14 protein-coding genes are annotated in these 18,435 nt (G+C 72.7%); 4 read left to right on the top strand and 10 right to left on the bottom strand.

Translation table 11 applies throughout. The features are described 5' to 3' along the window. From ACJ73U_RS03055 to ACJ73U_RS03100, 10 genes are all read right to left on the bottom strand, one after another. A partial coding sequence (locus tag ACJ73U_RS03055) for a CHAT domain-containing protein (protein ID WP_407775954.1) occupies positions 1-2,470 on the bottom strand: 2,470 nt, incomplete at its 3' end. A 9-nt stretch (positions 2,471-2,479) separates the two neighbouring features. Continuing rightward, positions 2,480-4,177, bottom strand: coding sequence for a S8 family peptidase (locus ACJ73U_RS03060; protein WP_407775955.1), 1,698 nt, complete (start codon positions 4,175-4,177; stop codon positions 2,480-2,482). Positions 4,178-4,274: 97 nt separating this feature from the next. Next, positions 4,275-5,363, bottom strand: a complete 1,089-nt coding sequence (gene mnmA / locus ACJ73U_RS03065) for a tRNA 2-thiouridine(34) synthase MnmA (RefSeq protein WP_407775956.1) — start codon at positions 5,361-5,363, stop codon at positions 4,275-4,277. A 58-nt stretch (positions 5,364-5,421) separates the two neighbouring features. Next, positions 5,422-6,657: a cysteine desulfurase family protein gene (locus tag ACJ73U_RS03070; RefSeq protein WP_407775957.1), complete on the bottom strand. Its 1,236-nt coding sequence runs from the start codon at positions 6,655-6,657 to the stop codon at positions 5,422-5,424. Positions 6,658-6,693: 36 nt separating this feature from the next. After that, positions 6,694-8,073, bottom strand: a complete 1,380-nt coding sequence (locus tag ACJ73U_RS03075) for an MFS transporter (protein ID WP_407775958.1) — start codon at positions 8,071-8,073, stop codon at positions 6,694-6,696. A 4-nt stretch (positions 8,074-8,077) separates the two neighbouring features. Beyond that, a complete protein-coding gene (locus ACJ73U_RS03080; protein WP_407775959.1) occupies positions 8,078-8,869 on the bottom strand; it encodes a lysophospholipid acyltransferase family protein in 792 nt (263 codons plus the stop codon). Between the two features lie 170 nt (positions 8,870-9,039). Then, a complete protein-coding gene (locus ACJ73U_RS03085; RefSeq protein WP_407775960.1) occupies positions 9,040-9,810 on the bottom strand; it encodes a GNAT family N-acetyltransferase in 771 nt (256 codons plus the stop codon). Positions 9,811-9,912: 102 nt separating this feature from the next. Next, positions 9,913-11,436 (bottom strand): AMP-binding protein, encoded by a 1,524-nt coding sequence (locus ACJ73U_RS03090; protein ID WP_407775961.1) that lies wholly within the window; start codon positions 11,434-11,436, stop codon positions 9,913-9,915. Between the two features lie 253 nt (positions 11,437-11,689). After that, complete coding sequence (locus ACJ73U_RS03095) at positions 11,690-12,646, bottom strand: electron transfer flavoprotein subunit alpha/FixB family protein (RefSeq protein ID WP_407775962.1); 957 nt, start codon at positions 12,644-12,646, stop codon at positions 11,690-11,692. A gap of 18 nt (positions 12,647-12,664) precedes the next feature. Beyond that, entirely contained in the window at positions 12,665-13,444 is a 780-nt protein-coding gene (locus tag ACJ73U_RS03100; RefSeq protein ID WP_407775963.1) for an electron transfer flavoprotein subunit beta/FixA family protein, read from the bottom strand. Positions 13,445-13,656: 212 nt separating this feature from the next. Here ACJ73U_RS03100 and ACJ73U_RS03105 point away from each other — a divergent pair, with 212 nt between their 5' ends. The 4 genes from ACJ73U_RS03105 (at position 13,657) to ACJ73U_RS03120 (ending at position 18,074) form a co-directional block, all read left to right on the top strand. Beyond that, positions 13,657-14,499 carry a DegV family protein gene (locus ACJ73U_RS03105; protein ID WP_407775964.1) on the top strand — a complete coding sequence of 281 codons (843 nt, stop codon included), beginning with the start codon at positions 13,657-13,659 and terminating at the stop codon, positions 14,497-14,499. 67 nt (positions 14,500-14,566) lie between these two features. Next, the gene (locus ACJ73U_RS03110; RefSeq protein WP_407775965.1) at positions 14,567-15,313 is read left to right on the top strand and encodes a methyltransferase domain-containing protein; all 747 of its coding nucleotides are present in this window, start codon (positions 14,567-14,569) and stop codon (positions 15,311-15,313) included. Further along, positions 15,310-16,830, top strand: a complete 1,521-nt coding sequence (locus ACJ73U_RS03115; protein ID WP_407775966.1) for a 1,4-alpha-glucan branching protein domain-containing protein — start codon at positions 15,310-15,312, stop codon at positions 16,828-16,830. The genes ACJ73U_RS03110 and ACJ73U_RS03115 overlap by 4 nt, the downstream gene beginning before the upstream one ends. After that, positions 16,830-18,074: a glycosyltransferase family 4 protein gene (locus tag ACJ73U_RS03120; RefSeq protein WP_407775967.1), complete on the top strand. Its 1,245-nt coding sequence runs from the start codon at positions 16,830-16,832 to the stop codon at positions 18,072-18,074. Before ACJ73U_RS03115 ends, ACJ73U_RS03120 begins: the two co-directional genes overlap by 1 nt. Positions 18,075-18,435 lie beyond the last annotated feature (361 nt).

Here is an 18,435-nt window from a genome sequence, read left to right on the forward strand (position 1 = left end):
CGGCCGACGCGTCGCCCACCCTGCTGTTCGCCGCCACCACCGTGCGGACGCCGCTCGCCAGCAGGCCACCCGCGAAGCCGAGTGCCTCGTCGCCCGGGCGGATGTGGTTCATGGCCAGCTCGCACGACGCGAGCACCACGTGCCGGGGCGGGTGTTCGAGCCGGGCCAGCTCGTGGGCGAACAGCGGACCGTCGGCCAGCTCCAGCCGGGAGAACATGGCGTTGGTCGGCTCGTGCTCGCCGTGTGCGGCGAGGTGGGCCATGGCGGCGCCGTCCAGTGCGGACAGCACGTCGGAGACGGTCGCCGGGGACAGGCGGGCGGCGGCCGGGTACAGCTCGGTGAGCGCGGTCTCCTCCGCGACGGTCTCGCGCAGGCGGGGACCGCGGGCCAGCACCACGTGACCGCGCGCGTCCGGTGTGGACACCGCCGCCAGCCACGCGGTCGCCGACGGGGCCACCACCACCGGCCGCCCGCGCAGTGACGGCAGGCTCCCCCACGGCACGGCGTACAGCGGCCCGGTGGGCACGATCACCAGCTCGCGGTCGCCGACGTAGGGCAGCAGCGGCACCGCGAGCCGCGCGTCGACGGTGTCCGCGCTGCGCCGTGCCGACCTGCCGACCACCGAGGAGATCGCCGGTGGCAGGCCGTTGGGGGCGTACGTGTCGAGGTCGGCGTGCAGCCGCTTCGCCCACTCGAACGTCTCCGTCGCCGACGACAGCCGCACGAGCCGGGTCCGGCCACCCGCGAGGACCACCGCCACCAGCTCGTCGCCGGACGCCGCGAACGTCACCAACGCCCGCTCGCCCAGCGCCGCCGAGACCTCGGCCAGCGACGCCACCGGTCGCGGCCGGCCCCAAGGCGAGGCGTACCAGCCCTGCCGCAGCACCTCCCGCTCCAGCGCCACGATCTTCTTCTCCTCGCGGCGCGGCACCCGGCCAGCCAGCCGCGCCTGCTGGGCGGCCCGCCGCAGCGACCGCAGCGAGGTGACCCGCTCCGCCAGCACCGGATCGTCGATGGCCGGTAGCGGCTCGTACCGGTACACCTGCGCCCGCGTCCGCTCCAGCCAGCCGAACAGCCGCCGCGCGTCGCGGCGCGGGCCGTCGAGCACCAGCCGCACGGCCAGCTCGCCGAGCTGCTGGCCGTGGATGGCCGTGCCGCACACCAGCTCCAGCCCGCCCATCCGGTCCCGCGCCCGCCCCAGCTCGACCAGTCCCCCGCGCGCCTCGGCCAGCGCGCGCCTGCGGTCGCCGCGGGCCACGGCCAGCTCGGCCCGGCACAGCCGCAGCAGCATCCGGTGGTCCAGCGGGGTCGTGGCGCGCTGGCGGGGCAGCTGGTCCAACAGCAGACGGGCGGCGGCCGGGTCGCCGCGCCGCACCTCCATCCGCACGGCCAGCATCAGCGCGAGCCCGGTCTCGTCCTCCAGCAGCAGCGCGCGCAGGGTCTCGGCGAGCTTCACCGCACGCTCGGGCAGCTGCCGCGGGACGCGCGGCGCGACGAGGGCAGCGGCCGTCTCGGCACGCAACGCGGCCAGCGCCGCGACCGCCGCCCACCGGGTGTTGCCGTGCCGGGTGAACCGGCGCTCGGCGGACCGCGCGAGGCGGCGTGCCTCGGCGGCCCGGCCGTCCAGCAGCGCGGCGGCCGCCATGGTGACCTCGGCCTCGGCGAGGACCTGGCCGGCCCGCTGGGCACGCAGCCGCGGGAGGACGTCGTCGAGGTGCTTCGCGGCGTCGACGGCGAGACCGGCGGACAGCAGGGCCCGCGCCTGGTCCAGCCGCAGCGCGGGCAGCAGGCCCGGCGTGTTGACCTGGTAGCTCCGCTCGACCTCGGCGTAGTCCCGCAGCGCCGCCGGCAGCTCTCCCATCATGTACTCGACGTAACCCAGGTTGTGCCGCGCCTTCTCGGCCACCACGCCCAGGCCGTACGCGGTGCACAGCTCAACGCACCGCTTGAAGTCCTCGCCGGCCAGCACGACCTGCGCCAGCTCGATGAAGGCGTACCCCCGGTTCATGTACGTGGCGGCCAGCACGTCGGGGTCGGCGACCTCGTCGGCCTCGGTGAGCCGCTCGATGGCCGCGTCGAACAGCTCGATGCCCTCGACGGTCCTGCCGGCCCGGTGCAGCAGCAGCCCGCGGAAGCACAGCACCAGACCGTCCAGCTCGGCGCGGCGCGGACCGGGCACCGCGTCGAGGTGGACGGCGGCCTCGTCGAGGCGGGCCAGGCCGGCGGTGGGCGAGCCGGACTCCGCCTCCGCGTACCCGAAGCTGACCAGGATGCGGATGCGCAGCTCGACGGCCTGCGGTGAGTCCGGCCCGATGCCGTCCAGCAGCCGCCGCGCGTCACGCAGCAGGGTGATGGCGCGGTCGAACCGGTACGCCGTCCCCGCCTCGCGGGCGAGCTGGTGCAGGGCGACGACCTGGCCCAACACCTCGGCGTGGCGAGCCAGCCCCGACTCGCTAGGCAAGCTCGCCATTGCGCAACACTACGTCGTGGGGATCTCTTCCTCGCCCTGCCTTGCCGAAACGGGTGGCTTCTTCTTCCAGCCGCGGTCGATCAGCTCGGCCTTCACCGATTTGAGCGCGTCCTTGGCCCGTTTGGTCCCCGCGGTGGTACCGGATGTGCAGGTCTGGGTCGTGGTCAGGGCGTCCGCGAGCATGCCGGCGATCACCGGGGTGGCGAACGAGGTGCCGGCCCAGACGGCGAAGCCCGTGCGCAGGTCGTCGGGGTCGGGTGCGGTACGCACGTCCGGCCCGAGACCGGCCGCGTCCAGGAGCGCGAGATCGCCGGCCGCGGCACCCTGCCACAGCGGCACCGTGCTGACGAGGCCGTCCCCCGGCGCCCACAGCGTGATCCAGTCACCCCAGTTGCTGAACGCGGCGGTGGTGTCGCCGGCCGCGTTGCGGGCGCCGACCGCGCCGAGCAGCTCTACGCCGTTCGCCGCGCTGCCGGTGCCCCGGGCGAACGCGGCCGGCATGAAGGGCCGCGTGGTGGCGTCGTTGCCGGCCGCGGCCACCACGAGCACGCCGCGCGCGCTGAGCTGCTCGATGAGCCCCCGCACCTGCTGCGCCTCCGGCACCGTGGCGGTCTCGGCGTAGAAGCCGAGTGACATCGAGACGACGTCGATCTGCCGGCCGTGGTTGGCCACCTGATCCAGCAGCCAGTTCAGCGCGAGCACCACGGCGCTCTCGGTCGAGAAGCCGTCGCTGTGCAGCACGCGCAGCGAGAGGATCTTCGCGGCGGGGCAGAGCTGGTGCACGAGGCCGGACACGAACGTGCCGTGACCGGAGTGCGAGTCGGTCAGGCCGAGCAGCGGGTCGATCTCGTCCCGCGTCTCGAACGGGCTGGACAGCGGGCTCGGCTGGGTCGGGCTCAGCTGGCCGATGCCGATCTCGACGGCGGCGAGCTGGTCCTGGAAGTCCTGGGCCACCTCGTAGATGGGGTCGGCCGGGTCCTGCCCGTTCCACCACGGGTGCGGTCCGATGCCGGTGTCCAGCACCGCCACGACCGGTCGCCGGCCGCCGGGCAGTGACGCGGCCTTCGGCCGGACGGGCCGCGGCATGAGCACCGCGACCGGGTTGCGGTCGCCCGTGTGCATGACGATCCCGCCGGCGGTGCTCGGCCCCTGCGTGACCGGGGTGCCGATGCTGGGACCCTGGGTGACCGGCGTCCCCTCGAAGGTGATCGACGCCGGCATCAGCAGGTGGTCGAGGCCGTAGTTGTCCACGCGCTCGCCGAGCGCGTCCCGCAGCACGACGTACCCGGCCCACGGGTCCGGCGCGCGGTCGGCGGGCTGGTCGTCCCGCCACCTCAGCGGCACCGGCACCCCCACGTCCGCCGGCAGGCGGTCGACGACGCCGTTCCAGCCGTCGTCACGCGGCGGCCGCAGCTCCAGGCCGATGCGGCCGAGCACGCCGTTGATGTCTTCGCCGGGGACCGCCCTCTCCCCGTTCTTCCGCAGCTCCCTGGCGTCGCCCGCCGGCACGAGCATGACGTCGGAGCGGTAGACGGTCGACAGCGGCCACTTCCCGTCCCGGGGCTTGACGGCGGTCGTGGGGTCGAGCACGCGGGCGCGGTGGCGGGTGAGGATCTCGGCCGGCAGGGTGATCGCGTCGGGCATCAGTTGCCGGGGCGGTTGGGGCTGGTGGATGCTGCCGTTGCCGCCATGGGGCGCGCTGGTCATGAATCAACTCCTGACGAGGTGGCTGTGTCGCGCACCTCATTAGTCGAAGATCCCTCGGCTGGCGTAACGGGCTTACACCAAATGGAACCCGTTTTGGTTACCGAGCCGACACGATGGTGGCGCTCGCCAGCACCACATCACCCTTTTGGTCCTGATGGTAGAGCACAACGGCCTGTCCTGGCGCTACGCCGCGTAACTCCTCGTCCAGCCGGACCACCAGCTGATCGTCCACAATGGACGCTTGCGCCGGCGCCGTGCCGCCGTGCGCCCTGACCTGCGCGACACAGCGGACGCCGTCGGCCACGACCTCGCCCGACGGGAAGGTCGGCGCGTTCCCGGTGATCTCGGTGACCGCGAGCTTTTCCGCGCTGCCGACGCGCACGTTCCCGCTCACCGGTTCGAGCGACAGCACATAACGCGGCCGGCCGTCGGCGGCGGGCACCCGCAGGCCGAGCCCGTGGCGCTGCCCGACCGTGAAGCCGTGCACGCCCGAGTGCGCGCCGAGCACCGCGCCGGTCTCGTCGTCGACCAGCGCACCGGGGCGCTCGCCGAGGCGCCTGGTCAGGAACGACCGGGTGTCCCCGTCGGGGATGAAGCAGATGTCGTGGCTGTCGGGCTTGTCCGCCACCGCCAGGCCACGCCGTTCGGCCTCGGCCCGCACGTCCGACTTGACCGAGGCACCCAGCGGGAACATGGCGTGCCGCAGCTGGTCTGGCCGCAGCGACGCCAGCACGTAGGACTGGTCCTTGCCGTCGTCGGCGCTGCGCCGCAGCTCCGGCCTGCCGTCCACAAGGGACAGCCGGGCGTAGTGCCCGGTGGCGACCGCGTCGAAGCCGAGCGCGATCGCCTTGTCCAGCAACGCGGCGAACTTGATGCGCTCGTTGCACTTCAGGCAGGGGTTGGGCGTGCGGCCGGCGGCGTACTCGGCGACGAAGTCCTCGACGACGTCCTCGGTGAACCGCTCGGCGAAGTCCCACACGTAGAAGGGGATGCCGAGGATGTCCGCGACGCGACGGGCGTCGCGGCTGTCCTCCACGGTGCAGCAGCCACGCGCGCCGGTGCGCAGCGTGCCGGGCTTCGCGGACAGCGCGAGGTGCACACCCACGACGTCATGACCGGCGTCGACCGCCCGTGCCGCGGCCACGGCGGAGTCGACGCCACCGGACATGGCGGCTAGTACCCGCACGAGCGGCCCTCCCGGTCACCGAGCGGCGGTGGTGTCTGGTGGTTCACTCCGCGCACGATCATGAGATGTCCACCTTGGCGGCCCGGCGCATGTTCACCAGGCCGGCGTTGCGGGCGCGTTCCACGACCGGGCCGATGACCTCGGCCACGGCCAGCACGTCCGCGCGGGTCGAGGTGTGGCCGAGGGAGAACCGCAGCGAGCTGCGGGCCTGGTCCGGCTCGACGTCCATGGCCATCAGCACGTGGCTCGGCTGCGCGACACCGGCGGTGCACGCGGAGCCGGTCGAGCACTCGATGCCGCGCGCGTCCAGCAGCATCAGCATGCTGTCGCCGGCGCAACCGGGGAACGTGAAGTGGGCGTTGCCTGGCAGGCGCGACGGCCCACCGTCCACATCGGACTGACCGGGATCGCCGTTGAGCACCGCGTCCGGCACGATCCGCTGCACCGCGGCGACCAGCTCGTCGCGGAGGGCCGCGACCCGCACGGCCTCGGTTTCACGGGCGTCGACGGCCGCGCGGACCGCGGCGGCCAGCGACACGATCGCGGGCACGTCCAGCGTGCCGGACCGGACCTCGCGCTCCTGTCCCCCGCCGTGCGACACGGGCGTGCACGCGACGTCCCGCCCGAGCAGCAGCACGCCGGCACCGAACGGGCCGCCGAGCTTGTGCCCGGTGAGGGTGAGCGCGGACGCCTTCGACGCGGCGAAGTCGACGGCCAGGGCGCCGACGGCCTGCACCGCGTCGGTGTGGAACGGGATGCCCTGCTCGGCACACGTCCTGGCCAGCTCGCTGATGGGGTTGACCGTGCCGACCTCGTTGTTGGCCCACATGACGCTGACCATGGCGACGCTCGCCGGGTCCTCCGCGATCGCGGCCCGCAGCGTGTCGTCGTGCACGCGGCCGAACCCGTCGACCTCCAGCAGCGTCAGCTCGGCGCCCTCGTGCTCGACCAGCCACTCGGCCGTGTCCAGCACCGCGTGGTGTTCGACGGACGACACGAGCAGGCGCCTGCGGGCCGGGTCGGCGGCGCGCCGGGCCCAGTAGATGCCCTTGACCGCGAGGTTGTCGCTCTCGGTCCCCCCGGCGGTGAAGATCACCTCCGAGGGTCTCGCGCCCAACGCGGAGGCGATGTCCTCGCGGGCCTCCTCCACCATGCGGCGGGCCCCCCGGCCCGAGGTGTGCAGCGACGACGCGTTGCCGCGGCCGGTGCGCGCGTCGGTGAGGAGGGCGGTCATCGCCGCCGCCGCCTGCGGCAGCATGGGCGTCGTCGCCGCGTGGTCGAGGTAGGAAGTCATCGCCCCACAAGGGTAGACCGCTCGCGGGGAATTCCGTCATGAGCCTTGTTCGGCCGGTTTGAAGACGAGTGCCCCGAACAACGCGAGGCCGGCCAGCAGCAGGTCCAGCGGCACGATCGCGGCGGACGGCGCCTCGGTGGAGGCGAACGTGGCGAGCATCACTCCGCCCAGCCCGACCGAGATGGCCGCGAACGTCATGTCGTTGACCTGCAGCGCCGAGGACACGAACCCGCGGTCGCGCGGTGCCGCGTAGTCCAGGGACAGGACGCTGATCGACGGGTAGGCCAGCCCCATGGCGGTGCCCGCGACCAGCCAGAGCGGCAGAACGAGCCACGCGAGCCCCCAGTCGGCGCCCACCAGGGCCATCAGCGCGAGCGCCGCGGCCAGCGCGAGCAGCCCGAGCCTGATCAGCCTGGGCCGGTCGAGGTCGGGGTTGCGGCCCTGCCAGTGCGACGCGCCCGCCCAGCCGATCGCGCCGACGGTCAGCGGGACCCCGGACATGGCGGGTGAGAACCCGTGCACGGCGGTCAGCGTGAGCGGCACGTACGCCTCGACGCCGAAGAACGCGCCGGCGAAGACGCCGCGGATGAGCACGGTCGCGGGCAGCCCGGGCCGCGCGCTGAACGTGCCGCGCGGCATGAGCACCCGCATGGCGGGCACGAGCGCGGCGATCCCGGCGATCCCGAGGACGAGCATGGGCAGCGACGGGTGCTGGGCGGCCCAGGTGATCGCGGCGATGCCGAAGGCGGTGGCGACGGCCGCGACGCCGAGCCAGCGCCTCGGCGTGGACTCCGGCGCGTCCCGCTCGATGGCGGGCAGGTTCCTGATGACCGGCGAGAGCAGCAGGACGCCGAGCAACGCGAACGGCGCGATGCCGAGGAACACCCAGCGCCAGCCGACGTGCTCGGTGATGAGCCCGGCGGCGGTCGGCCCCACGAGCGACGGCACGACCCATGCCGCGGCGAGCAGCCCGAACACGGCGGGGCGGCCGCGGTGCGGGTAGACGAGCGCGACGAGCACGTAGATCGCGACGGTCTGCGTGCCGAGCCCCAGGCCCTGCAGGACGCGGCCGGCGAGCAGCAGGGGCATGCCACCGGCGACCCCGGACGCGAGCAGCCCGACGAGGAACAGCCCCGGCCCGGCGACCAGCGCGAGACCGGGCCCGAAGCGGTCGCAGAACCTGCCGGTGAGGACGGTGGCCATCACGCTGGCGGCCAGGAACGCCGTGAACGGCCAGGAGTAGAGGGCCTCCCCGTGGAGCTCGGCCACCATCCTGGGCATGGCCGTGCTGACGCCGAGGTGCTCGAACGCCGCGATGGTGACGAGCGTCAGCATGCCGATCGTCGTGGGGCGGTACCGGCCCGTCCAGACGGACTCCTGCTTTTCCTGCTGTGGGGCGCTCGTCTCCAGGGTCACCTCGCTATGGTGCAACCTCCACCGTGCTGGAGGTCCAGTGCTTTTCGGCCGGAAGCGAGGCCGGCATCAGCACCTCGTCAACGGTCCGCTCGGCGAGCGCGGCCAGTTCGCGCCGGTCCGCCGCCTTCCCCGGCGCGATCTCCGGCAGCACGTGCACCTCGAGCACGAGCCCCCGCAGCGCCGCGGTGCGCCGCACGGAGTCGACGATGGTCTCGTCCCCGATGAACGCGGGCGCCGTGGTCCTGGCGCCGTCCCCGAGCCGGAACCGCAGCGCGACCGGCAGGACGGGCACACCGCCGTCGATCGCTGCCTGGAAGAGCGCGGGGCGGAAGCGGCCGTGGGTGAGGCCGCACCAGGTGGTGCCCTCGGGCGTCACGTTGACCATCGAGCCGGCGCGGAGCGCGTCGGCCAGCGCGGCGACCGTGCCCGGCAGGGACCGGAGGTGCTCGCGGTCGACGTAGATGGACCGGGCACCCGTCACGAGCCAGCCGAGCACGGGCCAGGACCTGATGTCCTTCTTGGCCACGGCACGCATCGGCCGCACGGCGTTGACGGCCACGATGTCCAGCCAGGACGTGTGGTTGTTGACGACAAGTGCGCCGCGCCCCGGCCCCGGGATCGAGCCGAGGACGACGAGCCGCACGCCGATCGCCAGCAGGACACCGCGGAAGATGGTCCTGGTGAGCCGGTCCCGCCCCGTCCTCCCGAGCACCGGCAGGAAGATCAGGCCGAGCAGGCTGAACAGGACGACGAGGACCACGCCCGTGATGCGGAGCACCCGCACGGTCCGCGCCACCGTCGGCTCCTGCCCGCCGAGACAGCCGGGGCCGCACGGCGAGTGCGGCCACCAGCCGTGCTTACGCCCGCCCTGTGGCTGATGGTTCGCTCCGCAAGCTGCGCCCCGTGCCTGATGGTTCGCTCCGCAAGCTGCGCCCTGTGCTTGATGGTTCGCTCCGCAAGCTGCGCTCACGAGTGCTCTCCGAGGAAGTAGCTGAGGTACCGCCTGTCGACACGGTCGAGGCTCAGCAGTACGAACAGGTCCGCGACGCCGAAGTCCGCGTCGAGGGCGGGCGCCCCGCACACCCAGGCGCCCAGCCGCAGATAACCCTTGAGCAGCGCGGGAATCACCGTCCTGCGTGGCACCTCGACCCCGTCGGCGGCCCACGGCCGCAGGGGCCGAACCCGGTACTCCGCCGGCGCGAGGTGCTTGCGCCGCACCGTGTCCCACACACCCGCCGCCAGCGTCCCGCCGTCGTGCAGCGGCACCGAGGCGCAGCCCGCGAGCCAGGAATGCCCGGACAGGAGCATGTACCGGGCGATCCCGGCCCACACCAGGCTGACCACGGCGCCGGTCCGGTGGTCGGGGTGGACGCACGAGCGTCCGGTCTCGACCAGGCCGCCCCTCAGCGGGGCGAGGCCGCGGAGGTCGAACTCGGTCTCGGAGTACAGCATTCCGGCCTCGGGTGCCCGCTCCGGCGGCAGCATCCGGTAGCAGCCCACGATCTCGCCGCTGACGTCCTCGCGCACCACGAGGTGGTCGCAGTACTCGTCGAAGGCGTCGATGTCCAGACCGGGCGTCGTGGTGTGGAGGGTGGCCCCCATCTCCTGCGCGAACACCCGGTACCGGAGCCGTTGTGCGGCAAGTACTTCCTCGCCGTCCCTGGCGACCAGGAGCGAGTACCGGGGCGGCGTCGCCCCCTCACCGGCTGTGCTGACGAGAAGCTGTGCCTGCGTCATGCCTCAGGTGTACGCGGTACGGGGCAACCAGCACGTGGCTGTTCCGATGACCAGGGCGTGGCTGCCGAGTTAACATTCCTGAGAACGAGCTGAGAGCCCTGGTCAGGCCGCGCCCCGGTGGGCGAGCCGGCTCCGCAGGTGACGGCGGTACACCTTCCCGTGATCGGACCGCGGCACCCGCCCGAAGCTCACCGCGGCCGGGCACTGCTCGGCCGTGAGCCGCTCCTGGCAGAACGCGACCAGCTCCCGCTCGGGGACGGGTGCCACGCCCTCCACCAGCTGCACCACCGCGTGCACCCGCACGCGTCCCGACGGCTCCGGCACCCCGAGAACCGCCGCGTCGAGCACCGACGGGTGGGCCACCAGCACGTCCTCGACCTGCTGCGGGTAGACGGCGACGCCGCCGACCCTGATCTCGCTGGCCTTGCGGTCGACGTGGTAGAGGTAGCCGTCCTCGTCCACGTACCCGACGTCGCCCACGTCGACGAAGCCCCGGTCGTCGCGCCTGCCCAGGTCCTTCGGCAGGTTGTGGAACTCGGGCCGGACGGCGGAGTCGGCGAAGCAGATCCGCCCGATCCGCCCGGCCGGCAGCTCGTTCCCGTCGTCGTCGAGGATGTGCACGGTGCAACCCACCGGCCGCCCGACCGACCCGGGGTGCGCCAGCCATTCGGGCGTGGTGATGAACGCACCGCCGGCCTTCTCCGAGGACCCGTACATCCGCACGAAGACCGGTCCCCACCAGTCGATCATCTCGCGTTCCACGTCCACCGCGCCGGGCGCGAAGCTCACCAGCACCAGCCGCAGGCTGTCCACGCTGTGCCGCGCCCGCTTCGCCTCGGGCAGTTTCAGCAGCCGCACGAACATGTACGGCGCCATCATCGCGTGGGTGACCCCGTACCGTTCGATCACCTCCAGGGTCTCGGCCGCGTCGAACTCCTCCACCACCACGACCGTGCCGCCGAGCCGGTGCGCGGCCATGCTGAGGTACATGGGGGCGCCGTGGTGCAGGCCGGGGGCGAGCAGCACGCTGCCGTCGCCCAGCCCGCCCAGCGGCCCCCTGGGCAGGTAGGGATCGGTCTCGGCGCTGATGGGGCCGCCACCGACCCGCTCCCGGACGCCCTTGGGCCGCCCGGTCGTGCCGGAGGAGTAGGTCAGCAGGTCGCCCTCGACCTCGTCGGGCACCGGTTCGGTCGGCATCCCGGCGACGGCCTGCTCGTAGGAGGTGAACCCGGGCACCTCCCCCCCGACGACGAGCCGGCGGGTGAGGCCCGGCACCAGGTCGGGTGTGAGCCGCCGGGCCACGTGCGCCTGCCCGGCGTCGATCACCAGCACCCTCGCCCCGGAGTCGTTGATGACGTGGACGATGTCGTCGAACTCGAGGTAGCGGTTGACAGTCGTGGCGATGAGCCCGCTGCGCCGCGCCGCCCAGGCGACCTCGTGGAAGCGCGTGTTCCGGTCCATCAGCACGGCGACCACGTCCCCCTGCCGCAGCCCGGCGTCCCGCAGGTGGTGGGCGAACGCGTTGGACCGCTGGTCCAGCTCCCGATACGTGACCACCTCACCGGTCCTGGCGAGGATGACGGCGGGACGGTTCGGATCACTGTGCGAATAGGTTCCGGGATACAAGGTCCTTCTCCGTTCGGCTCAGTCGTTCGCTCAGCCGGGGAAGTCACCGCTGGCTACGGAAACGTTCCGGCCAATCACCCAATTCTGTGATGCCGCAACGAGTTCACGGCCCCCTATCCGACCCCCTACCGCACCCCAGACATGCACCTCGCGGCACAGGATCGGCGTCGTCGACGCGACCAGGCGGTGAACGAGGAGTGAACAGGTCAGGGCCGCCGCGGGCGAAACCCGCGACGGCCCTGACCGGAAAGCCCTACTTGCGCTTCTGGATCTCCTCGGTGAGCTGCGGCGCGACCTTGAACAGGTCACCAACGACACCGAAGTCGGCGATCTCGAAGATCGGCGCCTCGGGGTCCTTGTTCACCGCGACGATCGTCTTGGAGGTCTGCATGCCGGCCCGGTGCTGGATGGCACCGGAGATGCCCAGGGCGATGTACAGCTGCGGCGACACGGTCTTGCCGGTCTGCCCCACCTGGAACTGCGCGGGGTAGTACCCCGAGTCGACGGCCGCGCGGGACGCGCCAACGGCCGCGCCGAGCGAGTCGGCCAGCTTCTCGACCACGTCGAAGCTCTCCGCCGACCCGACGCCGCGCCCGCCGGACACGACCACCGAGGCCTCGGTCAGCTCGGGCCGGTCACCGCCGGCCACCGGCTCGCGACCGGTGATCTTCGCGGACTTGGCGGCGTCCACGGCGGGGACGTCGACCTGGGTCTCGGCCGCCGCGCCCTGCGCCTGCTCGGCCTCGATCCCACCGGGCCGCACCGAGATGACCGGCACCCCCTTGGTGGACCTGGACTTCACGATGAACGCGCCACCGAAGACGGACTTGGTGACGGTGCCGTCCCCGTCCACCCCGACCACGTCGTAGAGCAGGCCGCCGCCGATGCGGTACGCGAGGCGACCGGAGATCTCCTTGCCGTCGGCGGAAGCCGCGACCAGCACGGCGGCCGGCGACGCGGAGCTGACGAGCGACTCGAGCACGTCGACGTGCGGGGTCACCAGGTAGCCGGCGGCGTCGTCCGACTCCGCGACGTACACCTTCTCCGCACCGTAGGCGCCCAGCTGCTCGGTCAGCTTCGCGGCGGTGCCGGGCGCGCCGACGACCACCGCCGACGGCTCACCGAGCGCACGCGCGGCCGTGAGCAGCTCGAACGTGACCTTCTTCACCTCGCCGTCAGCGTGATCGACGAGGACGAGAACCTCAGCCATTGACTACTCCTCCTCGAATCAGATCAGCTTCTGCGACACCAGGTACTGGGCGGCCTTCACGCCGCCGTCACCCTCGTCCTCGACGCGCTGGCCGGCCTCGCGCGGCGGCTTCGGCGCCGCGTCGGTGACCTCCGACCACGCGTCCGCGAGGCCGACACCGTCCACCCCGAGGTCGCCGACGGCCAGCGACTCGACCGGCTTCTTCTTGGCCGCCATGATCCCCTTGAAGGACGGGTACCGCGGCTCGTTGATCTTCTCGCTCACGCTGATCACGGCGGGCAGCGACGCCTCGAGGTGCGTGAGGCCCTCGTCCGTCTCGCGGGTCACGCGCACGGTGGAACCGTCGATCTCGACCTTGCGGGCGTGCGTGAGCTGGGGGTAGCCGAGGATCTCGGCGAGCACGGCCGGCACCGCGCCGCCCTGACCGTCGGACGCCTCGTTGCCGGCGATGACGAGGTCGACGTCGCCCACCTTCTGGATCGCGGCGGCCAGCACGCGGGCGGTCTGCAGCAGGTCGGAACCGTGCAGTGCGTCGTCGACGACGTGCACCGCCTTGTCCGCACCCATCGACAGCGCCTTGCGGATCGCGTCGGTCGCGCGGTCCGGGCCGACGGTCAGCACGGTGACCTCGCCGTCGTGCGCCTCCTTGATCACCAGCGCCTCCTCGACGGCGCGCTCGTTGATCTCGTCGAGCACCGCGTCGGCCGAGTCCCGGTCCAGGGTGTGGTCGGACTCGGAGAGCTTGCGCTCCGAGTAGGTGTCCGGCACTTGTTTCACCAGCACGACGATGTTAGGCATGGGTCTGCTCCGACCTCCCGGGTTACGAGCCGCTAGCGCGGAGAATACGTCTGTACGCCCGCATCTGTCCGTTGAGGCCGATGTTACCCACCAGTAACTCAGGGGCAAGCCGAGCAGCGTGCGAGCGGCCGTGACAGTGCCCACAGTGCCGCCGTCCCGCCCGGCCGGCCGGGCTTGAGCGGCCACTTGGAGTCATTGGTTACTCTCTTTGCATGCAGGGCCGCGTGGGACTGGTGACCGACTCCACCTCGAGCATCCCGGCGGCGTTGGCCGCCCAGTGGGGCATCACGGTCGTGCCGACCAACATCCGGATCGGCGGCTACACCCGCGCTGAGCACAACGTCCCGAAGGAAGTGCTGGTCAGGGCACTCGAGGGGGAGATGGACGTGGCCACGTCCCCGCCCGATCCGGAAGGCTTCGCCTGGGCGTACGAGCAGCAGGCCGCGCGTGGCGCGGACGAGGTGGTGTCCGTCCACATCTCGAGCAGGCAGTCCGAGACGTACGAGATCGCCAGGAAGGCGGCCGCCCGCAGCCCCGTGCCGGTGCACGTCGTCGACTCCGGCACCACGGGCATGAGCCTGGGCTTCGCGGTGCTCGCCGCCGCGCGGGTCGCCGGTGCCGGTGGCGGGGCGCGGCGCGTGATGGACGCGCTCACCCGCCGGCTCGAGGGCAGTGCCGAGCTGATCTACGTCGACACGCTCGAGTACCTGCGCAGGGGCGGTCGCATCGGCGCCGCGGCCGCGCTGATCGGTAGCGCACTGTCACTGAAGCCCCTGCTGACCATGCGGAACGGTCAGGTGACCCCGCTGGACAAGGTGCTGGGCACCGAGCGGGCCATGCGCAAGCTGATCGAGCGGGCCGTGGGGAAGGCCGACGGCAGGTCGGTCGACATCGCGATCGAGCACTTCGGCGCGCGGGACCGGGCGACGAAGCTCGCCGACCGGCTCAGGCCCCGGCTGCCCGGGGTCCGCGAGATCACGTTCACCGAGGTCAGCTCCACGATCGGCGTCCACCTGGGTCCCGGCGCCGTGGGGATCACGGTTTCACCCACCTGAGTGCTTACCACCGCCACGGAAGCGGAGCAGCGGAGCGACCAAACTACTATGCAGTAACCTGCCGCGAATGGATGCAGTGTCGCAGCTTCCGCTGACCGGAGAGCGCACCGTGCCCGGAATCGTGGAGGAGAACTACTGGTTCCGGCGCCATGAGGCGGCCTACCTCGCGCTGCGTCCCTACTGCGTGGACGCGTTCGTGCTGGAGGCCGGCTGCGGCGAGGGTTACGGCGCCGACCTGCTCGCCCGGGGTGCGGTCGGGGTGCTCGGGCTCGACTACGACGCGCTGACGCTGCGGCACGTCGCACGCGCCTACCCCAGCGTGTTCCCGGCGCGGGCCAACCTGGTCGCACTGCCCGTCCGTTCGTCCACTGTGGACGTCGTGGTGAACTTCCAGGTGATCGAGCACCTGTGGGACCAGGCCGGCTTCCTCGCCGAGTGCCGGCGCGTGCTGCGCCCGGGCAGCCGGCTGCTGATCACCACGCCGAACCGGATCACCTTCTCCCCCGGTCGCGACACCCCGCTCAACCCGTTCCACACCAGGGAGCTCTCCCCGGCCGAGCTGGCGGACCTGTTGCGGGCAACGGGGTTCGACGTCGAGTACCTGGCGGGCCTGCGGCACGGCACGCGGCTGCGGGCACTGGACGAGGAGTTCGGCTCGCTCATCGACGCACAGGTGGCGGTCGCCGTGTCGGGTGAACCGTGGCCGTCCGGGCTGCGCGACGCCGTCGCCTCGGTCACCGCCGCCGACTTCGCCATCACCACCGACGACCTGGAGTCCAGCCTGGACATCGTGGCCGTGGCGGTCACTTCATGAGCGGAGCTTGCGGAGCGAGTCATCGGCTCGAGACGGAAGGGTCCTTCTGCCTGGTACTGCACAGCCACCTGCCCTGGCTCCCCCACCATGGCGCCTGGCCGGTCGGCGAGGAGTGGCTGTACCAGGCGTGGGCGCACTCGTACCTGCCGATGGTCGACCTGCTCGAACAGCTCGCCGCCGAGGGCCACCGGGACGTGCTGACGCTCGGCGTGACCCCGGTGCTGGCCGCCCAGCTCGACGACCCGTACGCGTTGCGCGCCTGCCACGAGTGGCTCGGCAACTGGCTGCTGCGTGCCCAGTTCGCGGCCACCCACTGGCGGGAGCCGCTGCTGTCCGACCTGGCGGCACACGAGTTCCGCGCCGCGACGAACGCGTTGGCGACGTTCGAGTCCCGTTGGCGCAACGGTTTCTCCCCGATCCTGCGTTCGCTGGTCGACACCGGTGTGATCGAGCTGCTGGGCGGCCCGCTGACGCACCCCTTCCAGCCGCTGCTGCGCCGGCCCGTGCGGTCGTTCGCGCTGCGGGCCGGCCTGGCGGACACCGCACTGCGGCTGGGTCGCGCGCCGGCGGGCATCTGGGCGCCCGAGTGCGGCTACGCACCGGGCATGGAGCACGACTACGCGGCGGCCGGCGTCGAGCGGTTCCTCGTGGACGGCCCGGCACTGCACGGCGACACGCACGCGGGCCGCCCGGTCGGCTCGTCGGACGTCGTGTGCTTCGGCCGCGACCTCGAGGTCACCTACCGGGTGTGGTCGCCGAAGGCCGGCTACCCGGGCGACCCGGCGTACCGCGACTTCCACACGTTCGACCACCCGAGCGGCCTGAAACCCTCGCGGGTGACCGGGAAGCACGTGCCGCCGCACGAGAAGCGCCCGTACGACCCGGCACTGGCCGCCACCGCGGTGGCCAAGCACGCGGACGACTTCGTGTCCACGGTCGTCGCCAGGCTGCGGTCGCTGCGCGCACAGCACGGCCGCCCGGGCCTGGTGGTGGCGGCGTACGACACGGAGCTGTTCGGCCACTGGTGGCACGAGGGCCCGGCGTGGCTGTCGGCGGTGCTGCGGACGCTGCCGAGCGCGGGCGTGCGGGTGACGACCCTGCGTGGCGCACTGGCGGCGGGACACGTGGGCCCGGCCGTGGAGCTGCCGGCGTCGTCGTGGGGGTCGGGCAAGGACTGGCGCGTGTGGGACGGCGAGCAGGTGTCGGACCTGGTCACGGCGGGCGCGGCCCTGCAGGACGAGCTGCTGGCCGTCGCCCCGGTACCGTGGCGGGACCCGGTACGCGACCAGCTGGTGCGCGAGGCGCTGCTGACGCTGTCGAGCGACTGGGCGTTCATGGTCACGAAGGACTCCGCCGCCGACTACGCCCGCCGCCGCGCGAAGGTCCACGGCGACCGGTTCGCCGAGCTGGCGGCCCTGATCCGCGCCGGCCACCCGTCCCGCTTCCCCCGAGCCGAGGCGCTGCGCGCCGAGGACGGGTTGTTCGGCCGACTCGACGCACGGGGGTTGCTGAGCTGATGCGGGTGTTGATGCTGTCGTGGGAGTACCCACCGGTGGTGGTCGGCGGCCTGGGCCGGCACGTGCACGCGCTGGCGACCCACCTGGTCGAGCTGGGTCATGAGGTGGTGGTGCTGTGCCGCCACGACGCCGGGACGGACGCCGTGACCCACCCGACGGTGGAGGTCGAGCACGAGGGCGTCCGGGTCATCCGGGTGGCCGAGGACCCCACCCACCTGACGTTCGAGAAGGACCTGGTGGCCTGGACCCTGGCGATGGGCCACAGCATGGTCCGCGCCGGCCTGCGCCTGGCGTCGTGGCGGCCGGACGTGGTCCACGCCCACGACTGGCTGGTGACCCACCCGGCCATCGCACTGGCCGACTTCCTGGCCGTGCCCCTGGTGGCGACGATCCACGCGACGGAGGCAGGCCGCCACAGCGGCTGGCTGTCCCAGCCGATGAACCAACAGATTCACTCGGTCGAGTGGTGGCTGGCCAACCGCGCCGACGCCCTGATCACCTGCTCGGCGTCCATGCGCGCGGAGGTCTCCCACCTGTTCGAGATCACCGACATCGCCGTGATCCACAACGGCATCTCCCCCCGAAGCTGGCGCCCGTCACCGGCAACGGTCCGCGCCGCCCGCGAACGCCACTCCCCCGACGGCACCCCGGTGGTGGTCTACTTCGGCCGCCTGGAGTGGGAGAAGGGCGTCCACGACCTGCTGGCGGCACTCCCCCGCGTGCGCCGGGCATTCCCGGGCACCCGCCTGGTGGTGGCAGGCCAGGGCCGGCAGGCGTCGGCACTGGTGGCACAGTCCCGAAAGCTACGGGTCCGCCGCTCGGTCGACTTCGTGGGTCACCTGCCCGACCGCACACTGGTGGCCCTGCTGGCAGCGGCGGACGTGGTGGTCCTGCCGTCGAGGTACGAACCGTTCGGCATCGTGGCCCTGGAAGCAGCGGCGGCGGGTGCCCCGCTGGTGGCCTCAACGGCAGGCGGCCTGGCAGAACTGGTGGTGGATGGCGTCACGGGCCTGTCAGTGACCCCAGGCGACGTGGAGGGAATCGCGGAAGCCATCCAGGCCGTGCTGACCGACCCGACTGGCGCGGCCCGCCGAGCCCGCGCGGCAAAGGCAAGGCTGGCCGCGGAGTTCAACTGGCAGGGCATAGCCGAACAGACCGCGGACGTCTACCGAACGGCAGAGGTTCGCGACCACCCGACACTGGGCCGCCCGAAGATCGCCACAGGCAACGCCTTCACCGTCTAGCCAACGAACAAATCACCAAGCGATCAGGACGACCTGACCTATTTGGCAACCCTTTGCCAACCCATCTGCCACCCCTCACTACACCCCGCCCCCGGCCCGGCCCTCATCCCCAGCCCACCCTGGCCCCGACCCGGCCCCATCCATCCCCGCCCGCCCGGCATCCATCCTCGCCCGCCGGCCCCGGCAGGGCCCACCTCGGCCCCGGCCCGTTCCCACACCATCCGGCCCCGCCCCGCCCCGACCGGCCCCGGCCCGTCCCATCCCTCGCCCCCGGCCCGGCCCCCATCCCCAGCCTGGCCCCGACCCGGCCCCATCCATCCCCGCCCGCCCGGCATCCATCCTCGCCCGCCGGCCCCGGCAG

The sequence above is a fragment of the Actinophytocola sp. genome (assembly GCF_045807065.1).
Taxonomy (GTDB): Bacteria; Actinomycetota; Actinomycetes; order Mycobacteriales; family Pseudonocardiaceae; genus Actinophytocola.

Excerpts from the sequence above, each read along its gene's own strand:
- ACJ73U_RS03060 (WP_407775955.1), bottom strand. The coding sequence starts at position 4,177 with ATGACCAGCGCGCCCCATGGCGGCAACGGCAGCATCCACCAGCCCCAA.
- ACJ73U_RS03070 (WP_407775957.1), bottom strand. The coding sequence starts at position 6,657 with ATGACTTCCTACCTCGACCACGCGGCGACGACGCCCATGCTGCCGCAG.
- ACJ73U_RS03085 (WP_407775960.1), bottom strand. The coding sequence starts at position 9,810 with ATGACGCAGGCACAGCTTCTCGTCAGCACAGCCGGTGAGGGGGCGACG.
- ACJ73U_RS03095 (WP_407775962.1), bottom strand. The coding sequence starts at position 12,646 with ATGGCTGAGGTTCTCGTCCTCGTCGATCACGCTGACGGCGAGGTGAAG.
- ACJ73U_RS03100 (WP_407775963.1), bottom strand. The coding sequence starts at position 13,444 with ATGCCTAACATCGTCGTGCTGGTGAAACAAGTGCCGGACACCTACTCG.
- ACJ73U_RS03105 (WP_407775964.1), top strand. The coding sequence starts at position 13,657 with ATGCAGGGCCGCGTGGGACTGGTGACCGACTCCACCTCGAGCATCCCG.
- ACJ73U_RS03110 (WP_407775965.1), top strand. The coding sequence starts at position 14,567 with ATGGATGCAGTGTCGCAGCTTCCGCTGACCGGAGAGCGCACCGTGCCC.
- ACJ73U_RS03115 (WP_407775966.1), top strand. The coding sequence starts at position 15,310 with ATGAGCGGAGCTTGCGGAGCGAGTCATCGGCTCGAGACGGAAGGGTCC.
- ACJ73U_RS03120 (WP_407775967.1), top strand. The coding sequence starts at position 16,830 with ATGCGGGTGTTGATGCTGTCGTGGGAGTACCCACCGGTGGTGGTCGGC.